The organism is Mycobacterium lehmannii (genome assembly GCF_002245535.1).
Classification (GTDB): domain Bacteria; phylum Actinomycetota; class Actinomycetes; order Mycobacteriales; family Mycobacteriaceae; genus Mycobacterium; species Mycobacterium lehmannii.
Window position 1 is genome coordinate 174166 of record NZ_NKCN01000009.1, and the last position, 20716, is coordinate 194881.

The following is a 20716-nucleotide window of genomic DNA, read 5'->3' on the forward strand; positions in this document are numbered from 1 at the left end:
GTTGACCATAATCGCTATTATCGGCGAAATGCGGTGTGGCACAACATTATTCACGGCTGTGTTCTTAAGCGGCTGCCAGAGTTGCCAACAGGGTGTGTGAGCCGGACAAGCAGTGTCCGGGGTCGGCCCGGTAGCGTCACGGCGGTGATCACCTCGGTCGATAGCGTGCGTCAAGAGCGCGCCGGCCGCGGAATGGGCCTGCGGCCACCGACAGTGCATCCGCCCGGCACGAATGATGCCCGGCAACGATCGAGTGAAATTTCAGGCGTTCTCTACTGGGGTGCCCGTCACGTCCCCCGTCGACCGCACTACATCTACTGCGGGCCAGTAGCGTTATTTCGTCACTGTGACGAATTGAGGATGCCGACCACTGCCACGGACTGTGCAACCAGATGAGCGCACCAGCTGCTGTCGACCTCGACGAGTACCTACGCCGGCCGCACGTGGCGCGGCGGGGCGCCGCGGAGCTGAGCCTGCCCGTGCTGCACTTCGAAAGCCTCGACGCCGCCACGGTCAGTTGGTGTCGCGATTGGCGAGCAGAGATACGCATGACCGATCTGGCCGCCGAGGTGGCTGCCTCCCCCGCGGTGACGGTTGGCGCGGTGGACTTCGTGCTGGCGCAGCTCGGACAGAGCCGCCAGCCGGTCGCTGACCGTCTCGCCCAGTTGGGCACTCGGGAGGCCCGTTTCGGAGAGCTGTTCAACGGCGGAGAACTTGAGGCGGCGCTCGACGAGCACATCGAATTCTTCGACGGCATGCCAATATTCACCGTTCTGCCGGTGGTGGCCGCGACCGTCGACGACCTCATGCCAGTCTCGCGACTACGCGCCTGGGCGGTGGCCGAGGTCATCCATACGATGCTGCCGACGAATTCAGGCATGGCGGTCGCTTCTGCCCTCGACGGCGCCGACCGGCCTGGTCGTCAATTGGTGTCGGCCGACTGGCTCGACCGCGACTGGCTCGACGTCGGCCTCACGGGAATCCCCGGTCATCCGGCCCTCGTCGGGCGGGCGACGATGTTCACCTATCTCGACGATGCCCGCGCCGCCCTAGCAGGCGTCGCCGATGAGGTGTTCACTGTTCGAGCTGGTGGTTAACCTGTGTCTCAGTTCTGCTGCGCTGCTAAACATTTCAGTGTTCCGGCCAGCACGCTAGCTAGAAGTGCGGTGTCATCTTCACTCACGCTGCGCGACCACCCAGGGGATCGCTCGAAGGGCGCCAAACACGAAGATGGACCAGAGGCACAGGACTCCGACCCATAGCGCCATCTCGTCGTCGCGCAGCCACGCCGCACGGTGAAGGGCGCCTTCGACGAGGGCGCCGATACCAACGAACGCGAACAGGATGGCGCTGAGCCCAACGACCGCGCCCAGTCCCAGTGTGCTGCGGGATGGCCATCGGCGCTTCACGTACGTCTCAACAGCCAACGCCGCGAAGAGAAGCGATCCGGCCCACGCGATAACCCAGAAACCAAGCATGGCGCTGATGCTAGGGCGCGTTTGCGACACCGTGGTCAATCTCTTGGTCAGCACACCCGAGCGCGTCACCACACGACCCCACCGTCTTCCGTAGCGCGGTAGCGGGTGCGCAGCGAAAATTGTTGCTCAGCAACCTATTGAGGTGCCCTTACGATCTTCCGGTGGGGGTTTCAGCGAGCAGTCTTGCCTTCCTCGATGCGCGCGCCGATGATGTCGGATCGCGTATTCACTGGGAGATGCATGTACGTGCCGGTGGTGATCCGGAGTCTGTCGGGCTGACCGCCGGCGCCGGTCATGTTTTCATCTACGGGCCCGTCCGCCTCGACGACCGTGCCGTCGCGTATATCAACGCCCTTCTGGACGCGCTACTGCGCCGCGAACGCTGCATCGTCGAGGACCACCAGGGCCGACCGCGATTGATCTGACACTACGAACCCGAACCCCGTGGCTTCCGCGCTAGGGCCTGGACGGATCGGGAACCCACCACCCGGGCATGTACTCCACGTAACCCCACGGGGCAAGCTGATCTGGCGCTATCTCAACCACGTCGCGGATATCAATGGGCTGCTGCGGCTTGGGCCACGGCGGCTGCGCACCGTAATAGGAATCAGGGTGTGGGACACCAATTCCCGGCGCGACCTGCTGATAGCCCGGCGGGAAGAGCGCACCGGAGTCCGGGTCGATCACCCGAACGTCACTCAGATCGAGGGGATACTTCGCCGGCGGAGGGGGCGGCACATACCCCAGGCCGCCCTCAGGATCTGGATACCAGAGGTTGGGACCCACCTGCTTGTAGTTCGGCGGCGCGAGCTCGCCGTCACCCACGTAGGTCAACTTGGTGACATCGAGCCAGTACCGCGGATCTTCACCGTGCGGTGGGTCCTCCCCCGGCTTGTCGGTAGGAAGGTCGGCCGGAGCCTGGGGCAACTCACCGGAGCCGTAGCTGAGCGCTCTCACCTCGCCGGCGGCCTGGCCGGACTGCTGCTGAGTCGAGGCCACCACAGACTGGGCCCGGGCGACCTGCGTCCGCAGGGCCTTGAGCACCATCATCTCCGCCGCAGGCGTGCGAGCTGATCCAGCCACCTCGGCGATCGAGCGTGTCTGGGCGACAATCGTGTCCATTTGGCGCGCCCCGCCCTCAGTGATCTGCGCCGCGCTGGCCAATCGAGCTTCCAAGGTGGAGTCGGTACGGCCGGCGGTGACCAGCTCCCGGTTCTGCTGCTGTACCACCGACGCATGCCGATCGACGAGCTGACCAGACAGGCCCGACATCTGCTGGCCCGCGCCGCTGACAGATTCCGCAGCCGTCTGAAGAGGAGCTCCCGACGTCGCCACAGGCCCGGGCGTACCGAACAGCGAGCGGGCGCGTTCGACCACCGCCAGCGCCTGGGCCGCCTCAAGCTGAATGGTCACGCCACCAATTATCGGGCATGCAGAGCCCTGGTGACAGCAGGAGTCGGCCCGGCCGCGCGGCTGCCCGTCGCGATGAGTGTCGCCGCAGAGGGCCAGCTAAACACCCTGTAAACTGATAACGATGATATCAGGAGGTCATGCGCGATGGGCGATGTGCTGATCCGCGGCCTGTCCGACGCGGCGATCGCGCGTATCGACGCCGACGCAGCCGCCCGCGGTCTCTCGCGCCAAGAATATCTGCGAACCAGATTCGAGACCGAAGGTTCAGTGAGCGCCCCCACGCGGACCATGACCGTCGACGATCTACGCCGCGCCGCCGCGGCGGCCACCGACCTCGACGACCCCGACATCATGGACGCCGCGTGGCGGTGACCAACTGGCTCATCGACAAATCGGCCTACACGCAACTGGTGGCCTCCCCAGACGCCCAGGCCTGGGTCGAGCGCATCGAACGCGGCCTCGTGCGCATGAGCACCGTCACCCGCCTACAGATCGGCTACTCGTTCCGGAACGGATCGCAGGCCCGCAGCGAATCAGGCGCACCGCCGCTGGCATTGATGCCGCTCGAGTACCTGACCCCAGCCGCCGAGGACCGCGCCGTGGGCGTGCAGCTCCAGTTGGCCGACCGTGGGCTGCACCGCGCCCCGGCGATCCCCGATCTGCTTGTGGCCGCGGTCGCCGAGATGGCCGGCCTTACCGTGCTTGCCATCGACACGGACTTCGACCTGATCGCGCAAGTCACCGGACAAGCCGTCGAACGGCTCCGCCTATGAGCACACACGTGCGCAGCCGTCACCGTTCGGCAGGGAAGGTGTCGCCATGACCGCACCAGAGGGCCAGCCCACACCGCCCACCAACATCGCCGGATACCGCGTCGAGCGGGTCCTGGCCGTCACGGCGATGGCGACGGTCTACCTGGTGCACAGTCCCACCCTGCCGCGCCGGGAAGTACTCAAAGTGCTTCAACCCGAGCACGCCAACGGCGACCACGTTCGCGCCCAGTTCCTCCACGAAGCCGACATCACCGCCGGGCTCGAACATCCCAACATCGTGCGCGTGTTCAGCCGCGGCGAGACCGACAGCGGCCAACTGTGGATCGCCATGGAGTACGTCGACGGAACCAACGCCGAGACTGCGCTGCACGACGGACAGATGACACCCGAGCGGGCAGTTCACATCATCACCGAGGTCGCCAGAGCCCTGGACTACGCGCACTCCCACGGGGTCGTGCACCAAGACATCAAACCCTCGAACTTTCTGATCGCCGCCCAGAAACTGCCGGGCGGTCTCGACCGCGTCGTGCTCACCGACTTCGGTGCCGCCCTTTCCCCCCACAGCCGCGGAACTGGCGACGGGCCCATGAGCGCCACCCTGGCCTACAGCGCGCCCGAAGTCATCACGGGGATAGCAGCTTTGGACGGACGCGCCGACGTCTACGCCCTCGCATGCACGCTCTTTCGGCTGCTGACTGGAGAACACCCCTACCCGACAGACGCCGGGGTCGGCGCCACAGTGAAAGCTCATCTGGACACCACCCCGCCCCGAGTGTCCGACCGGCTCAGCTGGGCCTCACCACAACTGGACAGCGTGATCGCCAAGGCGCTGGCCAAGAATCCCGCTGACCGCTACCCCACCGCCGGCGACTTCGCGGCCGAGGCCAGCGCGGCACTCACCCTCCCCCAGCCCTCGGCTCCAGCGGCACCGCCCGCCGATCGCGACGAGCCGCCACCCCACACTGAGCTAGGCGGGGCCGAGTCCCACGGCGCAGCAGCGGATTTCATTAGCCTGCTCCCACACACGCGTGCCGTTTCGCAACGGCGCCAGCTGCTCGCGGCACTCGCAGTCGCCGCCGTGCTCATCATCGCCCTGTCGGTGTGGCTTATCGGACGCGGCTCCGACCCGCCCGACACCGCGCCCACGGCGGCGCCACCGACGACCACCGCGGCCCCGCCCGCAGCGCTGCAAGATCTCCGGCGGCTACTCCCGTCCGGCTATCCCGCCGACGCATGCACCCCTGCACCATCCCCCGATGGCGCGACGGTGATCACCTGCGGACCAAACACCGACCCCGGTGGACCCCGCAGCGCCACCTACACCCTGGCCGGCGGACCCGAGGCGCTGCGCACCACGTTCGACCAGCTCGTCGAATCCACGACAGTGGTCGTCTGCCCCGGCAACATCCAGTCGCCGGTTCTCTGCCCGACAGGCGTGTCGAAGCAGTTTGGGGAACTGCGTCGGTGATGATGGGGCAGTGGTCGTGAGGTAGGAGGGTCCGGGGATGGCTGGTGCTTCGGCCGATGGTTGGACTCTTCATTTCTACGATTTCCAGCAGCGGTTCGTATCGGTGGACGACGTGGTTCCGGGGTTGGGTGATGTCGAGGCGAGGGCTAAGCGAAATGGTGCGCGTGATGGCACTCCGTTCTTTCTTGATCCGTGGGGCCGGGCGGATGCGTTGGTGAATGCCTACTGGCGAGATCCCCTGGTGCGGGGACGAGCAACGGGGACGTTGCGTCGTTACGCCTTGTCGTTGAAGGTGTGGCTGGATTTTCTGCACGGGGTGGGCGTTCGATGGGATCTGGCGTCGCGATCGGAATTGGCTGCGTTCAAGGAGTGGCGGCTGTCGGCTGAGGAGAACCCTCAGCATGTGAGCCCCAATAGTTTCTGTGTCGATCGTGCGGCGATCCGCGGTTTCTACTTGTGGGCGGCTGAGCAGCAAGGAATCGACAACCCCGTCCGAGCGCGTGTGATCGCCACGTCGTGGATGGGCGGGGGCCAAGTCGTGTTGGAGAGCACTCCGTCGGGAATGCGCAGGGCCGACGTGAAGTGGCTTACCCCACAGGCATTTCGGTTGTGGCGGAACCTGGGGTTGCGTGGCTTCACGATGGGGGGCGTGCCGCGCCATGACTGGCGGGGAGCAACCGAGGATCGCGACGTCGCGTTCGTGGAGGGGTTGTTCGGGACGGGTTTACGAATCGGCGAGTGGGCCAGTGTGTTAACGGTCGAGGTGCCCCAGCCGGGCTCTGAGGGGCTCGTGCGTTCGCGCGTGGCGTCTCATTGCGCTAAGGGTGGTAGCGGGCGATCGTTCTGGATGCGGCGCCGCGTCGCTCAACAAGTTCACTTCTATCTGCAGGAAGGTGGTCGCACTGCTGCTGTAGCACGCGCGCAACGTGCTGGTCGCTATGAGCAGGTTGCCGATCGTTGGGTCGTTGAACATGTTCGCCGGGATGGGCAACTGGAGGTTGTCGATGGGCAGGGATCGCGTCGTACGGTCCGGCTGGATGCACTCGGGCCGTCGACACGAATGACGTTGTTCCGCAGGGGACGTGATGGCCTGGAGCCGATGTGGCTGTGGCTGAATCACGACGGCACACCTCGCCCTAAACACTCCTGGTACAAGACATTCGACCGCGCGAACACCAGAGTCGCGAAAGCGCTTGCGCAAGAGGGAGGTACGCCGCTGTGGTGTCGTCCCCACATGCTGAGGCATTCCTTTGCACTGCGGTGGTATTGCATTGCCACGTTCGTGGCGTGGCGCCGTACCGATATGTTGACCAAGCAGGAGCAGCGCGACTTCCGCAATCAGCTCGGCGATGTCTGGTTTCTGCTGGCGACACTTCTTGGACATCGTAGTGCTGAGGTGACGCGGAACGTCTATCTTGAGCCGTTTCAGGCGTTGCAGGTGGAGGAGCTCATCGCGCTGATGGATGCCGATGATCGGCAATCCCTTGAGCGTCTCGTCGCCACAGTCGGCGTCGGTGAGCCTCGGGTGTTGACGGTCCAAATGTGACGGGTCACCGTGCGGCGCAGCCGGATCCGGCGTGGCGACCCGTATTGCGGCGACGCGGGTTCATCGTGACGTTCGTCAGCGAGGATGGCACGAAGTCGAAGGACTTCGACTTCGGTTCCCTGCCGGGTGCTGACGGAATCCGCCGCGATTTCGCGATCGCGTTCGAGGATGCCACTGGTGTGCTGGGCGTATCCAAGCGATTGAGGGGCGCCGGCGCGCTGTGGCAGTCCGCCCGGCATGCTTGCTGCTGGCTTGCTGAAAACCGGCCAGGAATGAGGGGACTGGCAGATTTGACAGCCCCAGATGCCCGGCTGCTCGCGTTGTCGTGTCGGGTACCCAGCGGTCCTGGCCCGTTGCATAGCCTGAAGACGCTGCTGCGTTGTAGTCCTGTCGTCTCCGATGAGGCACGCCAGGCGTTCACGCGCGTGCGTCACCCGAAGACGAACACGGCACGCCAGCCCTATTCCACCGATGAGCTTCGCCGCATCACCGTCGTTGCACGGGGAATGGTGCGGCGGGCGCGTACCCGGCTGAAGACTCATTGGCAGATGGTCGACGACTATCGTGCGGGACGGTTCGATCACCTCCCCCGCGCAGACCCCAGTCGTAGTCTGGCCGAAGTGCTCGATCACTGCGCCCGTGAGGGAGATTTCCCTCGTACTGCCTCGGGTGCACGGGCTTACGTGACGCGGCGGGTAGCCGCCGCGGCCGGTGGATGCCGTCTTCAGTCCTTGCTGCATCTCAGCCCGGGCGAGGCATGGGCATTTGGTGTTCTCCTCGCCGGACTGACCGGCCTGAACCTGTCGACGATGGACTCGCTGCCCGCCCCGCACCGACAAGCCAGCAGCCCAGATGAACCCGGCATCGTGTTCGTCAGCGCCGACAAGCCCCGTCGTGGGAAACGGTCGGTCATGACGGTGCCGGTGACCGCGCTGCGCCCCGAATTGCGGCCGCTTGGTGGGGAGAATCGGCGCGCCGCAGTCCTCAACACGTCGCTGACTACCGCGTACGGGGTCTTCATGTTGCTGCTGGAACTGACCGAACCGGCCCGCGCGCTGACCGGGTCCCAGCACGCCTTCATCTATTACAGCGCCCAGCCTGACCATGTCGAACAGAAACTCTTCGGATACGGAATCAGCAGCACAGCGTCCGGAGTGAATGCTCGACGGCGGTGGATGGCGCCGTGGCTCACCGGTGATGCCGACCATGACGAGTTGCTCCTCGGGATCAGCATGGATCGGCTACGCAAGACCTACCTGGAGCAGGTCCGAAAACCCACATCCCACAGCCCGGCCACGTTGGCTCGCTATCTGAGTCGTATGGAGCCTGTGCGCAACGAGGGATTCCAGATCGTCGCCGAGGCCCTCGATGAGCAGGTCGCACGAGCACTAGCCCGACGGTCGATGACGGTGCAACCGGACACCCACGACGACGGATCCGGCCAAGAAGCTGTGCTGGGCACGTGCGCCGATTTCGAGCACTCGCCGATCGACGGTAAAAGGTGCCGACAGTCGTTCATGGCATGCCTTGACTGCAGCAACGCCCGCGCCTTCCCGCGCCACCTACCTGTTCAATTGGTCGTAGCCGACCGGCTTCGCGGCCTGCGCCAAGAGATGCCCATCGGGCAGTGGATCGCCGATCACGCGGGTCCTCTCGCGCAACTGGACGACATCTTCGCCGAGTACGAGCAGGCCCAGCTGAGCGCCGCGCGAGCCGAGATCACCGACAGCGACCACCGGACGGTCAACCATCTGCTGACCGGAAACCTCGAAGCATCATGACGCACACAGCTGAAGCACTCGACGTCGTGGCAGGTGTCCACGTCGCCCCCGAAACAGCGGTCGTGATCAACCGCACGCTTCACATCGACGCGACGCGATGCCGATTCGGCGACCCCGTGTGGGATCTGTCCGCGGCGATCGAGGACCGCCACAGCGCCGGGCAAGCCGTGCACTGGGAGGGGTTCCCGACGCCATTTCGCCACGCCTGCAAGCTCTACCTGTTCGCCCTGCTCAACATCGTCGACGACGCACCCCGCCTTGACAGTTCCCGATCGCTCTACCCGCACATCAAGACGATCTTGGGCGAGCTGGTGCCGCTCAGAAGGTTCACGATGTGGCTGGCGGAAATGGGTGTCACATCGTTTGGCCAGGCCACCGCCGAACACCTCGACGACTATCTGCGCCATGTCACCGAGACCAGCGGTGTCAGCGCCGGATCCAAACGCTCAGCGCTCCAGGCCATCAAGCGTCTGCACGTGTACCGGGATGCACTGCCCGCGCATTGCCGGCTCCCCGCCGGCCCGTTGTGGGGCGGTGCGAGTGCACGAGGGCTCGCCCACTACGAGTCGTCCTGGGGCAAGCCGAACACGACCCCGCGCATTCACCCCGATGTCATGGAGCCGCTGCTCTCGGCGGCTTTGGCTGTCACCCACAGGGTCGCCGCCGATCTACTTCCCGCGGCGCGCAACCTTCTCACAATGCGGTATCTGGCCCATCAGATCGCGCCGGACATTCGTCGGGCTCGTACTCGTACCGTGTCGGTGTTCGAAACCACCAAGGCCCAACTCGAGTGCCTGCTTGTTGCACTGGGCCGCAACGACGCCTCACTGCCAGGTATCCGGACCGGCGACACGACCAGTGTCGACCTGATGGGGTTGGCCGTGGGTGGATGGCTGCACCACACCGAACTGCAACGAATGAAAGAGACTTCGGTCCTGATCGCCAAGTATGGATTGCCGATCGAAGTGGACATGTTGCGCGCCACCACATTCAGCGCCATCGACACGCACTGCTGGCGTGAAACGCCCGTCGGGGCGAATGAACTCGTCGAACTGCTTCGCCACGTCACGACTGCGTGTTTCCTCGTAATCGCCTACCTTTCGGGTGTTCGGACCGGCGAGGCACTCAACCTACGACGCGGCTGCATCAGCCGGGACTCGAAGCTGGCCTTGACACTCATGTCCGGCCACCAATTGAAGACCGACGAGCAGCACCGGAACCGATCGCCCGCCACGATCCCATGGGTCGTGACCGACGAAACCGCCCACGCCGTCAGCGTTCTTGAGCAGATCACGGTAAGTGATCTACTGTTTCCGGCTTTCAACATTTGCTCCCAACAGCGATTCCTCTTCGGCGCTACCCGGACTAGAACACCCGGCTCCATCAACGCCGACATCACCAGCTTCATCGAGTGGTTCAACCGCGAGGTCGCTCCAGCAGTCAGCCATCCGCTGATCGGCGCCGATCCGCGCGGCACGATCCAAGTGCCGCGCCTGCGCCGCACGCTGGCATGGCACATCGTCCGGCGACCCGGTGGAACGATCGCCGGCGCAACGCAATACGGCCACCTGCACTCACAAATGATCCAAGGTTATGCCGGCGGAGCTGATGCAGGATTCCTCGACGACATCACCTTCGAACAATTTCTCCACCGTGCTGAGATCATCCACGACGATTTCCAACGACTCGAGCGCGGCGAGCACGTCTCCGGTCCGGCAGCCGATGAGTACCGGGCCCGTATTGCCAGGGCACGCACATTCGCGGGTTTGACGGTGACCACCAAGAGTCAGATCAACCAGGCACTATCGAACCCCGACTTGCAGATCCACCACGGCGCGGTCGTGACGTGCGTGTTCCGGCGCGCCACCGCAGCCTGCCTCGAACCTGCCGACAGCTCCGCTGAACCCTTCTGGAGTCGGTGCCGTCTGGGCTGCGTCAACGCCGCCCGCACCGACCGCGACGCCGCCAACCTTCGCCAGCATGTCACAGCACTCCAACGCGACCTGGCGACGCTCGAACTCCCCGAACCGCTGCGGCAACGAATTCAGGCTCGTCTGATCGAGCACCGAAAAGCCCTCGCAGAACACGAATCCAGCCGGCCGATGACAGTCCCACGAGACGACGAGGAAGACTAATGACCCTCATAGGCGATGCCGCCGCGCGCAACGATGAGGAGCGCCTGCTGGTTCGGGCCGCCATGGGCCGACTCCGACACGACAAAGCCGAGCGGAGCAACGGCGCACACACTGTGGTGGCCTTGGCTGACGAATCAGGAATATCACGGCAGAGACTCTACGAACATTACGGCGATCTGCTCAACGAGTTCAGGGCGACGGTCGGGTGCGGACCCGTCACCCCGAATGTCGAGGCTCTGCAACGACAACTTGCACAGGCCCGTGCTCACAACCAGGAGCTGGCTGCCGAAAATGCTCAACTGCGAAGCAAGATCAGAACGCTCTCAGCGGTGGTCACCGAACTCACGCATGAAACCTCCGGATCCAATGTCGTTGTTTCGATGCCACGCAAACACCCGGGGGCGGTGACTGTCCCCCGGCGTTAGGCAGAAGGCCGTCGACGGTAAGGCCGCGGTGAAACGCAACCGGTTCATCAAGCTCACCGGGGCCACCAAGACCATCAACCGGGAGCTGGAGGCCAAAACTCGGGACCTGGCGGGGTGGAAGCGCTACACCACCAACCTCACCGGTCAGATCCCGGAGTTCGTCATCGGCGCCTACCACCAGTTGCGGCGCATCGAGAAGAGCTTCCGGATGTCCAAGCATGATCTTCAGGCCGGCCGATCTATCACCACAAACGCGAATCGATCGACGCCCACCTCACGACCGTATTCGCCGCGCTGGCCGTCACGCAATGGATCGAGCACCAAACCGGCTGGAGCATCGAGAAAATTCGTTCGCACTGCACGGCGCCACCGGAACGTCACGATCAAAGCCGGCAACCAAATCCTTACCTCCACCGACCCCCTACCCAACGAACTCAGCGAAGCCCTCGCCAAGATCAGCAACTGCGTTGAACACTAAGTGAGCCAAGTCAGGTCCTACTGGCTATGCCGGATCTCTGGAGTGCCATGATGGCCCTCAGACCAGGACACGACGGCACGCGATCAAGCTGAGTCGGCGGGTTGTCGTGTGGAGGTGAGGCGCAGGGTGTCCGCGGTGCTGTACTCATCATCGACGAGCACCACGGCGCCCCCTGCCCGGTCGATGATGGAGGCGGCGATCGACGCCCGGTACCCGGTGCCGCAGTGCACCCAGATCAGCGTGTCAGGCAGTTCGTGAAGGCGGTCGGCGAGTTCGTGCAGCGGGATGTTGACCGCGCCGGGGATGCGGCTGGCGGCGTACTCTTGGCGTTGCCGCACGTCGAGCACGACGAACTCCTCGCCACTGCCTAGGGTTTCGGCGAGGTCGGCGAAGTCGGCGGCCCGGTAGCAGCGCAGTGCTGATCCGGCGCGTAGATCGTCGATGTCCCCGGTGGCGGCGCCGTCGAGGTGGTCGACGCCGATGCGGACCAGTTCGCGGCGGGCCTCAGCGATCTGATCGGGTGTTTCCCCGATAAGGGTCAGTGGTTCGCCCCACCGGTGAAGCCAGCCCAAGTAGGTCACGAAGCTGTCAGACAGTTCGAACCCGAGCGTGCCGCTGAGATGCCCTGCGGCAAAAGCGGTGCGGTTCCGCAGATCAACTACCCACTGGCCCGCGTCGATGCGTCGCCGTAGCTCCTCGGGATCGACCGGTTCGGGTAGCGACAGGTCCACCGGAGCCGGTCCAGCCTGGTTGATCACTCCCATGTGGGCGTAGTACGCGGGATAGGCCGACAGTCCCTCGAGCAGCTCGGCGACATAGGCCTGCTCGTCTTGGGTGAGCGCCGGATTGCTCAGGCGCTGCTCGGCGATGGTCGAGGCATCACCACTGCCCGGGGTGGCCGAGCAGAAACTGCCGAACCCGTGGGTGGGATACACCGAGGTGGCGTCGGGGAGCGCGGCGGCCAGCCGGTGCACCGAATGGTACTGAGAGCGGGTCAACTCGTGAGTGTGTTCGGCGCCCAACAGATCGGTGCGCCCGGTGGTGCCGTGCAGCATGGAACCTCCGGTGAACACTCCGGCCACGGCACCGGTGATGTCGCGCAGCACATAGCTGACGTGGTGGTGGGTGTGTCCGGGAGTGTGCATCACCTGCAACTGGATCGGCCCGGCGTCGATGACATCCCCGTCGCGCGCCGGGCGGCGTTCGTAGTCCACCTGGTCACCGGCGGGCACCACGTACTCGGCGCTCACCGTGCGGGCGAGTTCCAATCCGCCGGTGACGTAGTCGTTGTGGATGTGGGTTTCCAGCACGTGGGTGATTTGCACCCTCCGCTGCTGGGCCAAGCTCAGCACGCGGTCGATGTCCCGCTGCGGATCGATCACCACCCCCGTCGAACCGCTGCTGACCAGGTAACTGCGGTCACCAAGGCTGGAGGTGTCGATAATCGTGACGTCCACGAAAGGATTCCTTTCTGTTTTCGGGTACTGGTTGCATATACCCCGGTAGGTATGGATCGAAGCTTCTCGGCCGGGGTAACTGGTGAAGTTGGGACCTGTCAGGTGAGGACGAGCGTGTCCAGCAGGACATAGGCCGCGACGGCGAAGACCAGGTAGGCGAACCAGTGCTGCAACCGGTCGGTGTCGAGTCTGGTGCCGTAGCGCCCGGCGATCAGTGAGCCGCCGATCGCAGTCGCAACGAACGCCGCAGTAATCGACCAGTCGATGCTTGCCCCGCTGAGGTGGGAGAGCACCCCGGCCGCGGAGTTGGCGACGATGATCAGCAGGGAGGTGCCGATCGCGATGGACATCTGCACCCCGAGCAATAGCACCAGGGCGGGAATGATGACGAAACCACCGCCCACACCGAACAGCCCGGTCAGCAGGCCGACCACGAAGCCCGCGGGAATGGACCGCGGTGCGCAGCGACGCCAGTTGATGCCGGCTTCGCCGACGGTGCAGGCAGTGCCGGTGTCGGCGGAATCGGCCAACATTCGGATGCCGGCGACGATCATGAGCACCGCGAAGCCGATCATCAGAACCGGCTGAGGCAGGTACTTGCCGATGGCGCTGCCGAGCAGGGTGGCCGGGATGCCGGCCGCCGCGAAGATGGCGGCCAGGCGCCACTGCACCTGCCCGGCGCGTACCTTGGGCAACACCCCGACCGCCGAGGCCACCGCGACCACGATGAGCGACATGGGGATCGCCTGCTCGATCCCGAGGCCGAGCGCATAGACCAGCGCCGGGACCGCCAGGATCGACCCGCCGCCGCCGAGCAACCCCAACAGCACCCCGATCACCGCACCCAGCACCAGGGTGATGACCACAGTCACCGGCGCCACCGCTTCGACACCCAGCCACCCGCTCTCACCCGGCACATCAACACGGCAGTCATCGAGGTCTGCGCCGCCGATGTCACTGCAACGCCCGCACTCTTCACGCCAGCGCCAAGAACAGCTTCTCCAACTCGGCCTCGGTCATCGGCGCCGTTGCACCTTCGACCTGCCCGGCCAGGCACTCTCGCAGACCCGTCGCCACGATCTTGAAACCGGCCTTGTCCAACGCGCGCGACACCGCAGCGAGCTGGGTGACCACGTCCTTACAGTCGCGGCCCTGCTCGATCATCCCGATCACGCCCGCGAGCTGACCGTGCGCACGACGCAACCGATTGAGCACCACTGCAATGCTGTCCTGATCGCCGACCATCGCCGCTCCCTTCTCCGTAGTAGTAGCTCCATCGTATACCCCACAGGGTATACGCACGATCGCTGCGGCGACCATTCACGGGGCTCGATGGGATGTGGCGCCCAATGGTCTGGAGATGGGCCGGGCCAGTCACCCGTTGCACCAGGCGGTCGGGGGCCAGCCGTGACCTGGCGTCGCCGCCCCATCGACAGGCTATACCGGTAGGGGTATACAGGGAATGGTGAATGAACCACGCGAAGTCACGATGGACGAGCTTGCTGCCGGCTGGGCGGCCGGCCAGCCGGTGGTGGATGTCCGCGAACCCTGGGAGTACGCACAGGGCCATGTTCCCGGCGCGCTGCCGATCCCACTCAAGCTGCTGGCCGAACACCTCGTCGACATCCCGGACGGCGACACCGTGTACGTCATCTGCGCATCGGGAAACCGCAGCCTACGCAGTGCACAGATCCTGAGGTCCCTTGGCCGAAACGCTGTGTCGGCCATAGGGTGGAATGACGCAATGGACGGCTCAGAACCGGCCCATCCAGACTTGACGACCCGTCGCCGCCCACCCCTTCCGGGTGTGCGTGCCACCCCAACTGAATCAACGATTGTCGACCACAACAAAGAGAGACGCACCAATGAAGAAGAACGTACTGATCTTGGGTGCCGGATTCGGCGGCCTGGAACTAGCCGCCCAACTCTCCGACACCCTCGCCGATGAGGTCCACGTCATCCTGATCGACCACAATGACGGATTCACCTTCGGATTCTCCAAGCTCGACGTGTTGTTCAAGAACCACACCCCCGAGGAGGTCCGCATTCCGTATGCCGAGCTGACCCGGCCAGGCCTGGAATTCCGCCAGGAACACATCACCTCCATCGACCCGGCCACCCGCCGCGTCGCCACCGACCAATCCGACTACCAGCCCGACATCCTCGTCATCGCCCTGGGCGCCGACTACGAGCCCGGAGCCACCCCTGGCTTCACCGAGGACGGCTACGACTTCTACACCGTGGACGGCGCCGCTCGGCTGCGTGACCGCCTAGCTGAATTCACTAGCGGCACCATCGTGTTGGGCATCCTCAGCGTCCCCTTCAAGTGCCCGCCAGCACCCTATGAGGCAATCCTGCTGCTACATGCCCACTTGGTCGAGCGGGGCATCCGTGACGCCGCCACCATCAAGGTGATCAGCCCCATGCCCTCCCCGATCCCGGTCTCCCCAGAAACATCCGAAGCGCTGATCACCGCCATGGCCGAACGTGGCATCACCTACCGGCCCGACACTAAGATCCATTCACTCGATCCGAACCAACACCTCGCCCACACCGACACCGACACCGTGCCCTACGACCTGTTCATCGGCATTCCCAAACACCGCGTCCCCGACGTGATCGACGCCTCCGGGCTGACTGCTGGAAGCAACGACGGATGGATCGTCGTCGACCCCGCCACGCTCGCCACCAAATACGCTGGCGTGTACGCCATCGGCGACTGCGCCGACGCACCCGTACCCCGAGCCGGGGTTTACGCCGAAGACGCTGCCCGCACCGTTGCCGCCCACATCGCCGCACAGCTGCACGGAACACCCTTCACCGCCAAGTATTCCGGGCGCGGGGTCTGCTACATCGAGTTCGGCGATGGACAGGTCGGCAAGGTCGAGGCCGACTTCCTCTCCGGGCCCAAACCCACCGCCCCGTTCATCGGGCCCTCCACCGACCTGGCCGACGAAAAAGCCGAATTCGCCAACACCCGACGGCACCGCTGGTTCGGCCGATCCGAAAGCTGAACGACAACATCCCCCACGGCTGCCGTGCCGGACATAGGCGCATTTGGCTTCGCCCAGCCGTGCCGGGGCGCCGGTTTGCCTCGGCTCGGCTCGGTCGGAACCCATGTCCTGGAACCGACCGCAACCGGCGCCCAACGCGTGTCGTCGACACCACCAAGTACCACCAACCGACCTGCATATCGACCTCCCATCGCTCGCGACGACGAGAGCCCCATGCCGACGTGCCTTACGTGACCTAAACACCAAGGGACTGACCAAATGCGGACAACGCGCCAGGGACTCACCGAACGACGGCGGAGCTTCGTCATTGCCGACGCCCTCGGAGCAACCCACCGCCACCTGAGGTCCTTCGTCTTCGCCGAGGCCGCCTTCTTGGTCGTTTGTGGCATCACCGCCGGAGCCGCGCTGGGCTGGGCGCTATCGCAGATGTTGGTGAGCGTGCCCACCGGCGACTTCGACCCGCCGCCCACAGGATTGACGGTGCCGTGGACCTACCTCACCACCACGGCCGCCGCGATCATCGTCGCGATCGGCGCAGTGTCAGCCACCACGGTTCCGCTTGGCGCGGCGCTCGCCCCTGACTGGCCTCGGCGAACTGTAAAGCAACCACGACGGGTACCGGGCGCAACAGTGCGTATTCCGCGCCGACGTCGGAAAGCTACCCGAGGCGTGGTCGCGGAATAACCTGATGCGATTGCTTTCCGATGAGCTACACATCGGCACTTCCCCCGAGGCGCCCGGGTCTTGCTGGCATGGAACCCAACCTGTGCCGAGGGCAAGTGCCAACGTCTCGTTTGTAGAAGCGAGACGGCCAGCCGACGCCAGTGCCGACCGGATGTACCCCGCAGTTGACGTTGTCTCACTGCCCGTCTTGTCTCCCCTGTCGGGCGATCATGATCGGTTGGGTGGACAACTGTCGAGTGGGCGAATGAACTCCCGGCCCGTGGCGACGCAACGACACCCCCGCCGTCACCCGCGGAACCGTGCTGTGCGGGCTGAACAATGGGCGCCCGCGCGTGGTGTGGACCAACGACGCGCAACGGCTCATCGCCGACGTGCAATCCGGTGGCCCCACCGACCCTCGGCTGGACCAGCTCTACGCCTGGTGGGGCACCCACTCGTAATCAGCCGGGCGCCGCGCCGGCATCGCGCGGCAAACACACCCCCGACACGGGCGCAGTACGGAGTCCCTTCCACGACGCGTGGCGCAGACCTTTGCCCGCGTGATACTCGCGGTAGGCAACTTCACCGACATACCGCGGGTTGAACCACTGGACCCCCGACATCGAGGCCCCCTCCGCCACCGGCGGCGCTGGAACCTCTGTCCCGGCCAACAGTGTGGCCAGACGGCGACGTTCGGCACCGCTAAAACCAGTGCCCACCTGACCCAGCAGCACGAGTTGGCCCGCATCGTCGTGGGCGGCCAGGATCAGGGCCCCAACCTCACCGCGACGGCCGGCGAACGCCCCCACGATCACCGCCTCGGTTGTCGCGCGCACTGGGCATTTGATCCAGTCCCGGGATCGGCCCGACCGGTATGGCGAATCCAGTCGTTTACACACGATGCCCTCGTGGTGCTGATCAGCGCAGATAGCGAGCATGTCCGCAGGAGCGACATCGGTCCAGTGCCTCGGCACCGTCAGTGCTGGCGAACGCTTCACCACCATCAGTGTGTCCATCAGCTCGCGGCGCTCCCGGTAAGGCCAGTGCGTGATGTCTTCGCCGTCGATGTTCACCACATCGAAGGCGAGAAATCGCGTGGGCACCTCACGCACGAGCTGCCCGCTGGGCCGACGCTGCTGAGGCCACCGCCGCTGAAGCCGTCTAAACGACGGGCGCCCGTGTTCGTCGACGGCGACGATCTCACCGTCGAGGATCATTCGACGGCCACCGACTGCAGCTGCGACCGCGGACAACTCGGGGAAGGTTTCGGTGATGTCCGCCCCATTGCGGGACGTCACCCGCACCCGGGGATCTACAGTCAACATTCCCCGCTGGCCATCAAACTTCACTTCTACAGCAAACTGACCGCCGTGCGGGGCCTGGCCCGGCGTCGCCAACATGGGCGCAGGGGCCGCGAGGCGGTCGGGGAACAACGAAGCGCGGGTCACGCTTCGAAGGTACTCACCGGTGGCAGCGCGTCACTGTTACCTGCCGCTTCCCGTAGCAGACTGGCCTATTGATCGGGCATTACTGTTGCTCGTCAAACGCCTCCGACCGAGTGCCGAGATACTTTCCCTTCACCGGCCGGCTGTTTCGGTCGGGCGCAGGCAGGCCTCTTAAGTATCGGCGGTAAGCGGTGTCATTGGTGAGTGGGCGGCCGACGATCTCGCCATCGTCGACCTCGTAACCCACTGACAGCAAGCGCCTTTCGACAGCACCGAGCGTCAACTCTTGGTCGCCGATCTTCACGATCAGCGGTTCGATGATCTGGACCTCATAGTGGTCGTCAAGACTGACCTCACGCGCCTCTAGGTTTGGCCCTACTGTCGGCGAGGATGCGTCGTCCTTGAACCGGATTGATGCCCAGTCGCCGAAGACGGTCTGACCACCGATCAGTGCCGCGGCCTCGGCTACGTCGCGAGCATCAGCGGCGCTAACAGTCGTCAAATCCGGGATAAGGACTGGCGTAGACGTCGAAGTCTGAATGACAGACAGTGCCCGCAGATAGACCATGACGTCGTCGGGGAAGGCGGCCTCATGAGAAGGGATCTCACGGTAGTCGACGAACGGGCCGACTCGCTGAGCGACCTCCAAAACGTTGCCAGTGGCGATGCTCTGGAGGAACTCGATACTGGGCAGGACTGCATCGATCTCCTCACCGACGATTCGCGCCCTGGTGAAACCCCAGGTGCCGGAACGTGTTTCAAGATCCGTACGAGTGTCAAACGTCAGATAACCCGACTCATCAGTGCCCGACTCCCACACGCCGGTCTGCTCGGGGCCGGTCCTAGCCGTGATCGAGAAGGTCAATGTGGGGCTGTATGTTCCGTCGGACTTGCGGATGCGAAAACGTGCAGCATAGTCTTCGCCCTGGCTCTGAAGGAGTACCTCGGTGAGCCCCCCGGACAGCGGAGCCCCCAGACCCCCGGGCAGATCAATGTCGACCTCGGCCGGCGCACTCAACGGCGTTCCGTACTTGCGCCAACTGTCGTAAGCGTCTTCATCGAAAGCCGCATCCTCGGCTGCGAACCGCAGCCGAAATGGGATCGGGCGTTCACGCTGTGACTCGGAGAAGCGTTGGTACACACGGAAAGTAAGTGTTCGGCCGTCGGGTTGGATCTCTTGCGTGGCTGCAATCATGCCGTCACGGCGTGTAATCTCACCGGGTTCGAGGTCAATGCTGAACTCGTATCTAAAGTGCGGGTCAGTGTCGAGCACCTTGAATATCCGGTCGAGATGCGAAGAAATCTCGGCTGGTGTTACGAGCGCCACGTCATCAACGGTTCCCGTACTCAATGCTTCTCCCGCCGATACGTCGCGCCGCAGGATCGCTGACATCTCAGCGACCGCCGAGCGGAGACGCTCGGCGCCACCGTGCAGGTAATAGTCGATGACGTAGGGGTATTCACCGGCCAGCGTCTCGCAAAATGCGCGCCCTTCCCACTTGATGACTCGCCCAGGGGCGTTACGCCACGCGGTAATGCGTTGCTTTTCGTCCTCATTCAGCGCGAGCTCGGCATCCTCGAACATCTCGTTGATAACGTTATCGGGCATGGAATGAAACCAGTCGAGCTGATTGTCGACGGTATTGTCGACTGGCGCGATCAGGTACCAATCCCCCAGCGGCACGGGCGGTTCTCTGCGGACTAGACCTACCAGCACCCGCCGGAACGACTTCTCTATCTCCTTCTTTTGCGAGGCAGTGAGCGTCTTCGCGTAGCGCTTGATCTGATAGACGTCGTACTTGCCAGCTTCGCGTTTGCTCGGGTCTAGCACGTCGATGCCGAAGTCGCCACGCGATGGGCGGACCCGGGTCGAAGACCTACGCTCGCTATAAAGCAAGTTGGCCAAGACCGTCTCAGCCTCATCGCCCCCAAGTTCCGACCATTCAACCCTGCCAGGCATATCACTCCTCGGTTCCCACACCCCACACAACGCGATCAGCTACGAAAGGTTCCGCCCCGGGGTTCGGCTGTCTTCAGCGGCGCCACACGTGAACGCGGTCGCTCTTGAGTGGGGCGCCTTCTGGACCCTTGACGTACGGGGCGATCCACTTCGGGCGCCGATCGGCATGGTTGGGCCCACACGCCTGCTGACGCCAATGACCGCCCACCCACCATCGGTGTCGGTACTGACGGTCACCCGATGAACCATCGCGTTCCCCGGGCGGGCTCATGGGGCGTCGCAACTCGATGATGCTCACCCGGTTCGGGTCCGCAGCCGCACGAGAGCCTTCCTCGGTCTGCGTCGACTGTGCACTGCCGAGAACGCGCGTGGAGGCGACGGTGGGTTGGCCCATCAGGAGCCAGGCCGCCCCGACGACACTGACCAACGGTGACGCCTCAGCCGATCGGGCCACCTCAGCGGTGCGCGGCACCAACGGCTGTAGCAGCAGCGTCGGGTTGGTCACCCATAGTGGCGAAGACACCCCGTAGGGGGCGAGCAGCTCGGGGTTCTTAGCCTCGATCCGTGGATCGGCCCTGTTGAGGTGTATCGGCGCTGAGTTTTGCTGCGCTGCGGGTGGTGGGCAGGGAGTATCTGCTGGTCTGTCCAGCTTTTCCTGTGTGCTCCGGTAGGGCCTGTTC

At 64.5% G+C, this 20716-nt stretch carries 19 protein-coding genes and 2 pseudogenes; 13 read left to right on the forward strand and 8 right to left on the reverse strand.

Annotation, left to right across the window (positions count from 1 at the left end):
• Nucleotides 1-392: 392 nt before the first annotated feature.
• A complete protein-coding gene (locus tag CEX87_RS12715) occupies nt 393-1097 on the forward strand; it encodes a hypothetical protein (RefSeq protein WP_094287547.1) in 705 nt (234 codons plus the stop codon).
• A gap of 78 nt (nt 1098-1175) precedes the next feature.
• Here the strand turns inward: CEX87_RS12715 and CEX87_RS12720 are convergent, their stop codons facing one another.
• Nucleotides 1176-1478: a hypothetical protein gene (locus CEX87_RS12720; protein WP_233151373.1), complete on the reverse strand. Its 303-nt coding sequence runs from the start codon at nt 1476-1478 to the stop codon at nt 1176-1178.
• A gap of 161 nt (nt 1479-1639) precedes the next feature.
• Here CEX87_RS12720 and CEX87_RS12725 point away from each other — a divergent pair, with 161 nt between their 5' ends.
• Entirely contained in the window at nt 1640-1903 is a 264-nt protein-coding gene (locus CEX87_RS12725; protein WP_084032490.1) for a hypothetical protein, read from the forward strand.
• 31 nt (nt 1904-1934) lie between these two features.
• On the opposite strand, the gene CEX87_RS12730 is transcribed toward CEX87_RS12725, so the two are convergent.
• Nucleotides 1935-2891 (reverse strand): DUF4226 domain-containing protein, encoded by a 957-nt coding sequence (locus tag CEX87_RS12730; RefSeq protein WP_048424157.1) that lies wholly within the window; start codon nt 2889-2891, stop codon nt 1935-1937.
• 144 nt (nt 2892-3035) lie between these two features.
• Here CEX87_RS12730 and vapB point away from each other — a divergent pair, with 144 nt between their 5' ends.
• From vapB to CEX87_RS12770, 8 genes and pseudogenes are all read left to right on the forward strand, one after another.
• Complete coding sequence (gene vapB, locus CEX87_RS12735; protein WP_048471216.1) at nt 3036-3263, forward strand: type II toxin-antitoxin system VapB family antitoxin; 228 nt, start codon at nt 3036-3038, stop codon at nt 3261-3263.
• Nucleotides 3254-3664 carry a PIN domain-containing protein gene (locus tag CEX87_RS12740; RefSeq protein ID WP_084032491.1) on the forward strand — a complete coding sequence of 137 codons (411 nt, stop codon included), beginning with the start codon at nt 3254-3256 and terminating at the stop codon, nt 3662-3664. The genes vapB and CEX87_RS12740 overlap by 10 nt, the downstream gene beginning before the upstream one ends.
• A gap of 46 nt (nt 3665-3710) precedes the next feature.
• Complete coding sequence (locus CEX87_RS12745; protein WP_094287549.1) at nt 3711-5132, forward strand: serine/threonine-protein kinase; 1422 nt, start codon at nt 3711-3713, stop codon at nt 5130-5132.
• A 37-nt stretch (nt 5133-5169) separates the two neighbouring features.
• A complete protein-coding gene (locus tag CEX87_RS12750; RefSeq protein ID WP_094287551.1) occupies nt 5170-6678 on the forward strand; it encodes a site-specific integrase in 1509 nt (502 codons plus the stop codon).
• Nucleotides 6679-7361: 683 nt separating this feature from the next.
• Entirely contained in the window at nt 7362-8459 is a 1098-nt protein-coding gene (locus CEX87_RS27565) for a hypothetical protein (protein WP_233151374.1), read from the forward strand.
• Nucleotides 8460-8758: 299 nt separating this feature from the next.
• Entirely contained in the window at nt 8759-10594 is a 1836-nt protein-coding gene (locus CEX87_RS12760) for a site-specific integrase (protein ID WP_233151375.1), read from the forward strand.
• Complete coding sequence (locus CEX87_RS12765) at nt 10594-11019, forward strand: coiled-coil domain-containing protein (RefSeq protein WP_094287557.1); 426 nt, start codon at nt 10594-10596, stop codon at nt 11017-11019. Before CEX87_RS12760 ends, CEX87_RS12765 begins: the two co-directional genes overlap by 1 nt.
• A gap of 1 nt (nt 11020) precedes the next feature.
• A pseudogene (locus CEX87_RS12770) lies at nt 11021-11497 on the forward strand (IS1634 family transposase); the annotation flags it as partial.
• Nucleotides 11498-11580: 83 nt separating this feature from the next.
• Here the strand turns inward: CEX87_RS12770 and CEX87_RS12775 are convergent.
• The 3 genes from CEX87_RS12775 to CEX87_RS12785 form a co-directional block, all read right to left on the reverse strand.
• Nucleotides 11581-12954, reverse strand: a complete 1374-nt coding sequence (locus tag CEX87_RS12775; RefSeq protein WP_094287559.1) for an MBL fold metallo-hydrolase — start codon at nt 12952-12954, stop codon at nt 11581-11583.
• Nucleotides 12955-13052: 98 nt separating this feature from the next.
• Nucleotides 13053-13826: a sulfite exporter TauE/SafE family protein gene (locus CEX87_RS12780; protein WP_094287615.1), complete on the reverse strand. Its 774-nt coding sequence runs from the start codon at nt 13824-13826 to the stop codon at nt 13053-13055.
• Between the two features lie 103 nt (nt 13827-13929).
• The gene (locus CEX87_RS12785) at nt 13930-14199 is read right to left on the reverse strand and encodes a metal-sensitive transcriptional regulator (RefSeq protein WP_094287561.1); all 270 of its coding nucleotides are present in this window, start codon (nt 14197-14199) and stop codon (nt 13930-13932) included.
• Nucleotides 14200-14443: 244 nt separating this feature from the next.
• On the opposite strand from CEX87_RS12785, the gene CEX87_RS27900 reads away from it, so the two are divergent.
• From CEX87_RS27900 to CEX87_RS12800, 3 genes are all read left to right on the forward strand, one after another.
• Nucleotides 14444-14902 (forward strand): rhodanese-like domain-containing protein, encoded by a 459-nt coding sequence (locus CEX87_RS27900; protein WP_332888888.1) that lies wholly within the window; start codon nt 14444-14446, stop codon nt 14900-14902.
• A complete protein-coding gene (locus tag CEX87_RS12795; RefSeq protein ID WP_094287565.1) occupies nt 14820-15968 on the forward strand; it encodes an NAD(P)/FAD-dependent oxidoreductase in 1149 nt (382 codons plus the stop codon). Before CEX87_RS27900 ends, CEX87_RS12795 begins: the two co-directional genes overlap by 83 nt.
• Nucleotides 15969-16226: 258 nt before the next feature.
• Nucleotides 16227-16652: an ABC transporter permease gene (locus CEX87_RS12800; RefSeq protein ID WP_094287567.1), complete on the forward strand. Its 426-nt coding sequence runs from the start codon at nt 16227-16229 to the stop codon at nt 16650-16652.
• Between the two features lie 440 nt (nt 16653-17092).
• Here the strand turns inward: CEX87_RS12800 and ligD are convergent, their stop codons facing one another.
• From ligD to CEX87_RS12815, 3 genes and pseudogenes are all read right to left on the reverse strand, one after another.
• On the reverse strand, nt 17093-18079 hold the full coding sequence (gene ligD / locus CEX87_RS12805) for a non-homologous end-joining DNA ligase (RefSeq protein ID WP_084032493.1): 987 nt from the start codon (nt 18077-18079) through the stop codon (nt 17093-17095).
• A 79-nt stretch (nt 18080-18158) separates the two neighbouring features.
• Nucleotides 18159-20036, reverse strand: coding sequence for a hypothetical protein (locus CEX87_RS12810; protein ID WP_084032494.1), 1878 nt, complete (start codon nt 20034-20036; stop codon nt 18159-18161).
• 73 nt (nt 20037-20109) lie between these two features.
• Nucleotides 20110-20716: pseudogene (locus CEX87_RS12815) on the reverse strand (hypothetical protein); the annotation flags it as partial.

Coding starts and splice junctions, on each gene's coding strand:
- CEX87_RS12750 (WP_094287551.1), top strand. CDS start 5,170: ATGGCTGGTGCTTCGGCCGATGGTTGGACTCTTCATTTCTACGATTTC.
- vapB (WP_048471216.1), top strand. CDS start 3,036: ATGGGCGATGTGCTGATCCGCGGCCTGTCCGACGCGGCGATCGCGCGT.
- CEX87_RS12715 (WP_094287547.1), top strand. CDS start 393: ATGAGCGCACCAGCTGCTGTCGACCTCGACGAGTACCTACGCCGGCCG.
- CEX87_RS12800 (WP_094287567.1), top strand. CDS start 16,227: ATGCGGACAACGCGCCAGGGACTCACCGAACGACGGCGGAGCTTCGTC.
- CEX87_RS12785 (WP_094287561.1), bottom strand. CDS start 14,199: ATGGTCGGCGATCAGGACAGCATTGCAGTGGTGCTCAATCGGTTGCGT.
- CEX87_RS12745 (WP_094287549.1), top strand. CDS start 3,711: ATGACCGCACCAGAGGGCCAGCCCACACCGCCCACCAACATCGCCGGA.
- CEX87_RS12810 (WP_084032494.1), bottom strand. CDS start 20,036: ATGCCTGGCAGGGTTGAATGGTCGGAACTTGGGGGCGATGAGGCTGAG.
- CEX87_RS27900 (WP_332888888.1), top strand. CDS start 14,444: ATGGACGAGCTTGCTGCCGGCTGGGCGGCCGGCCAGCCGGTGGTGGAT.
- CEX87_RS12795 (WP_094287565.1), top strand. CDS start 14,820: ATGAAGAAGAACGTACTGATCTTGGGTGCCGGATTCGGCGGCCTGGAA.
- CEX87_RS12720 (WP_233151373.1), bottom strand. CDS start 1,478: ATGCTTGGTTTCTGGGTTATCGCGTGGGCCGGATCGCTTCTCTTCGCG.
- CEX87_RS12765 (WP_094287557.1), top strand. CDS start 10,594: ATGACCCTCATAGGCGATGCCGCCGCGCGCAACGATGAGGAGCGCCTG.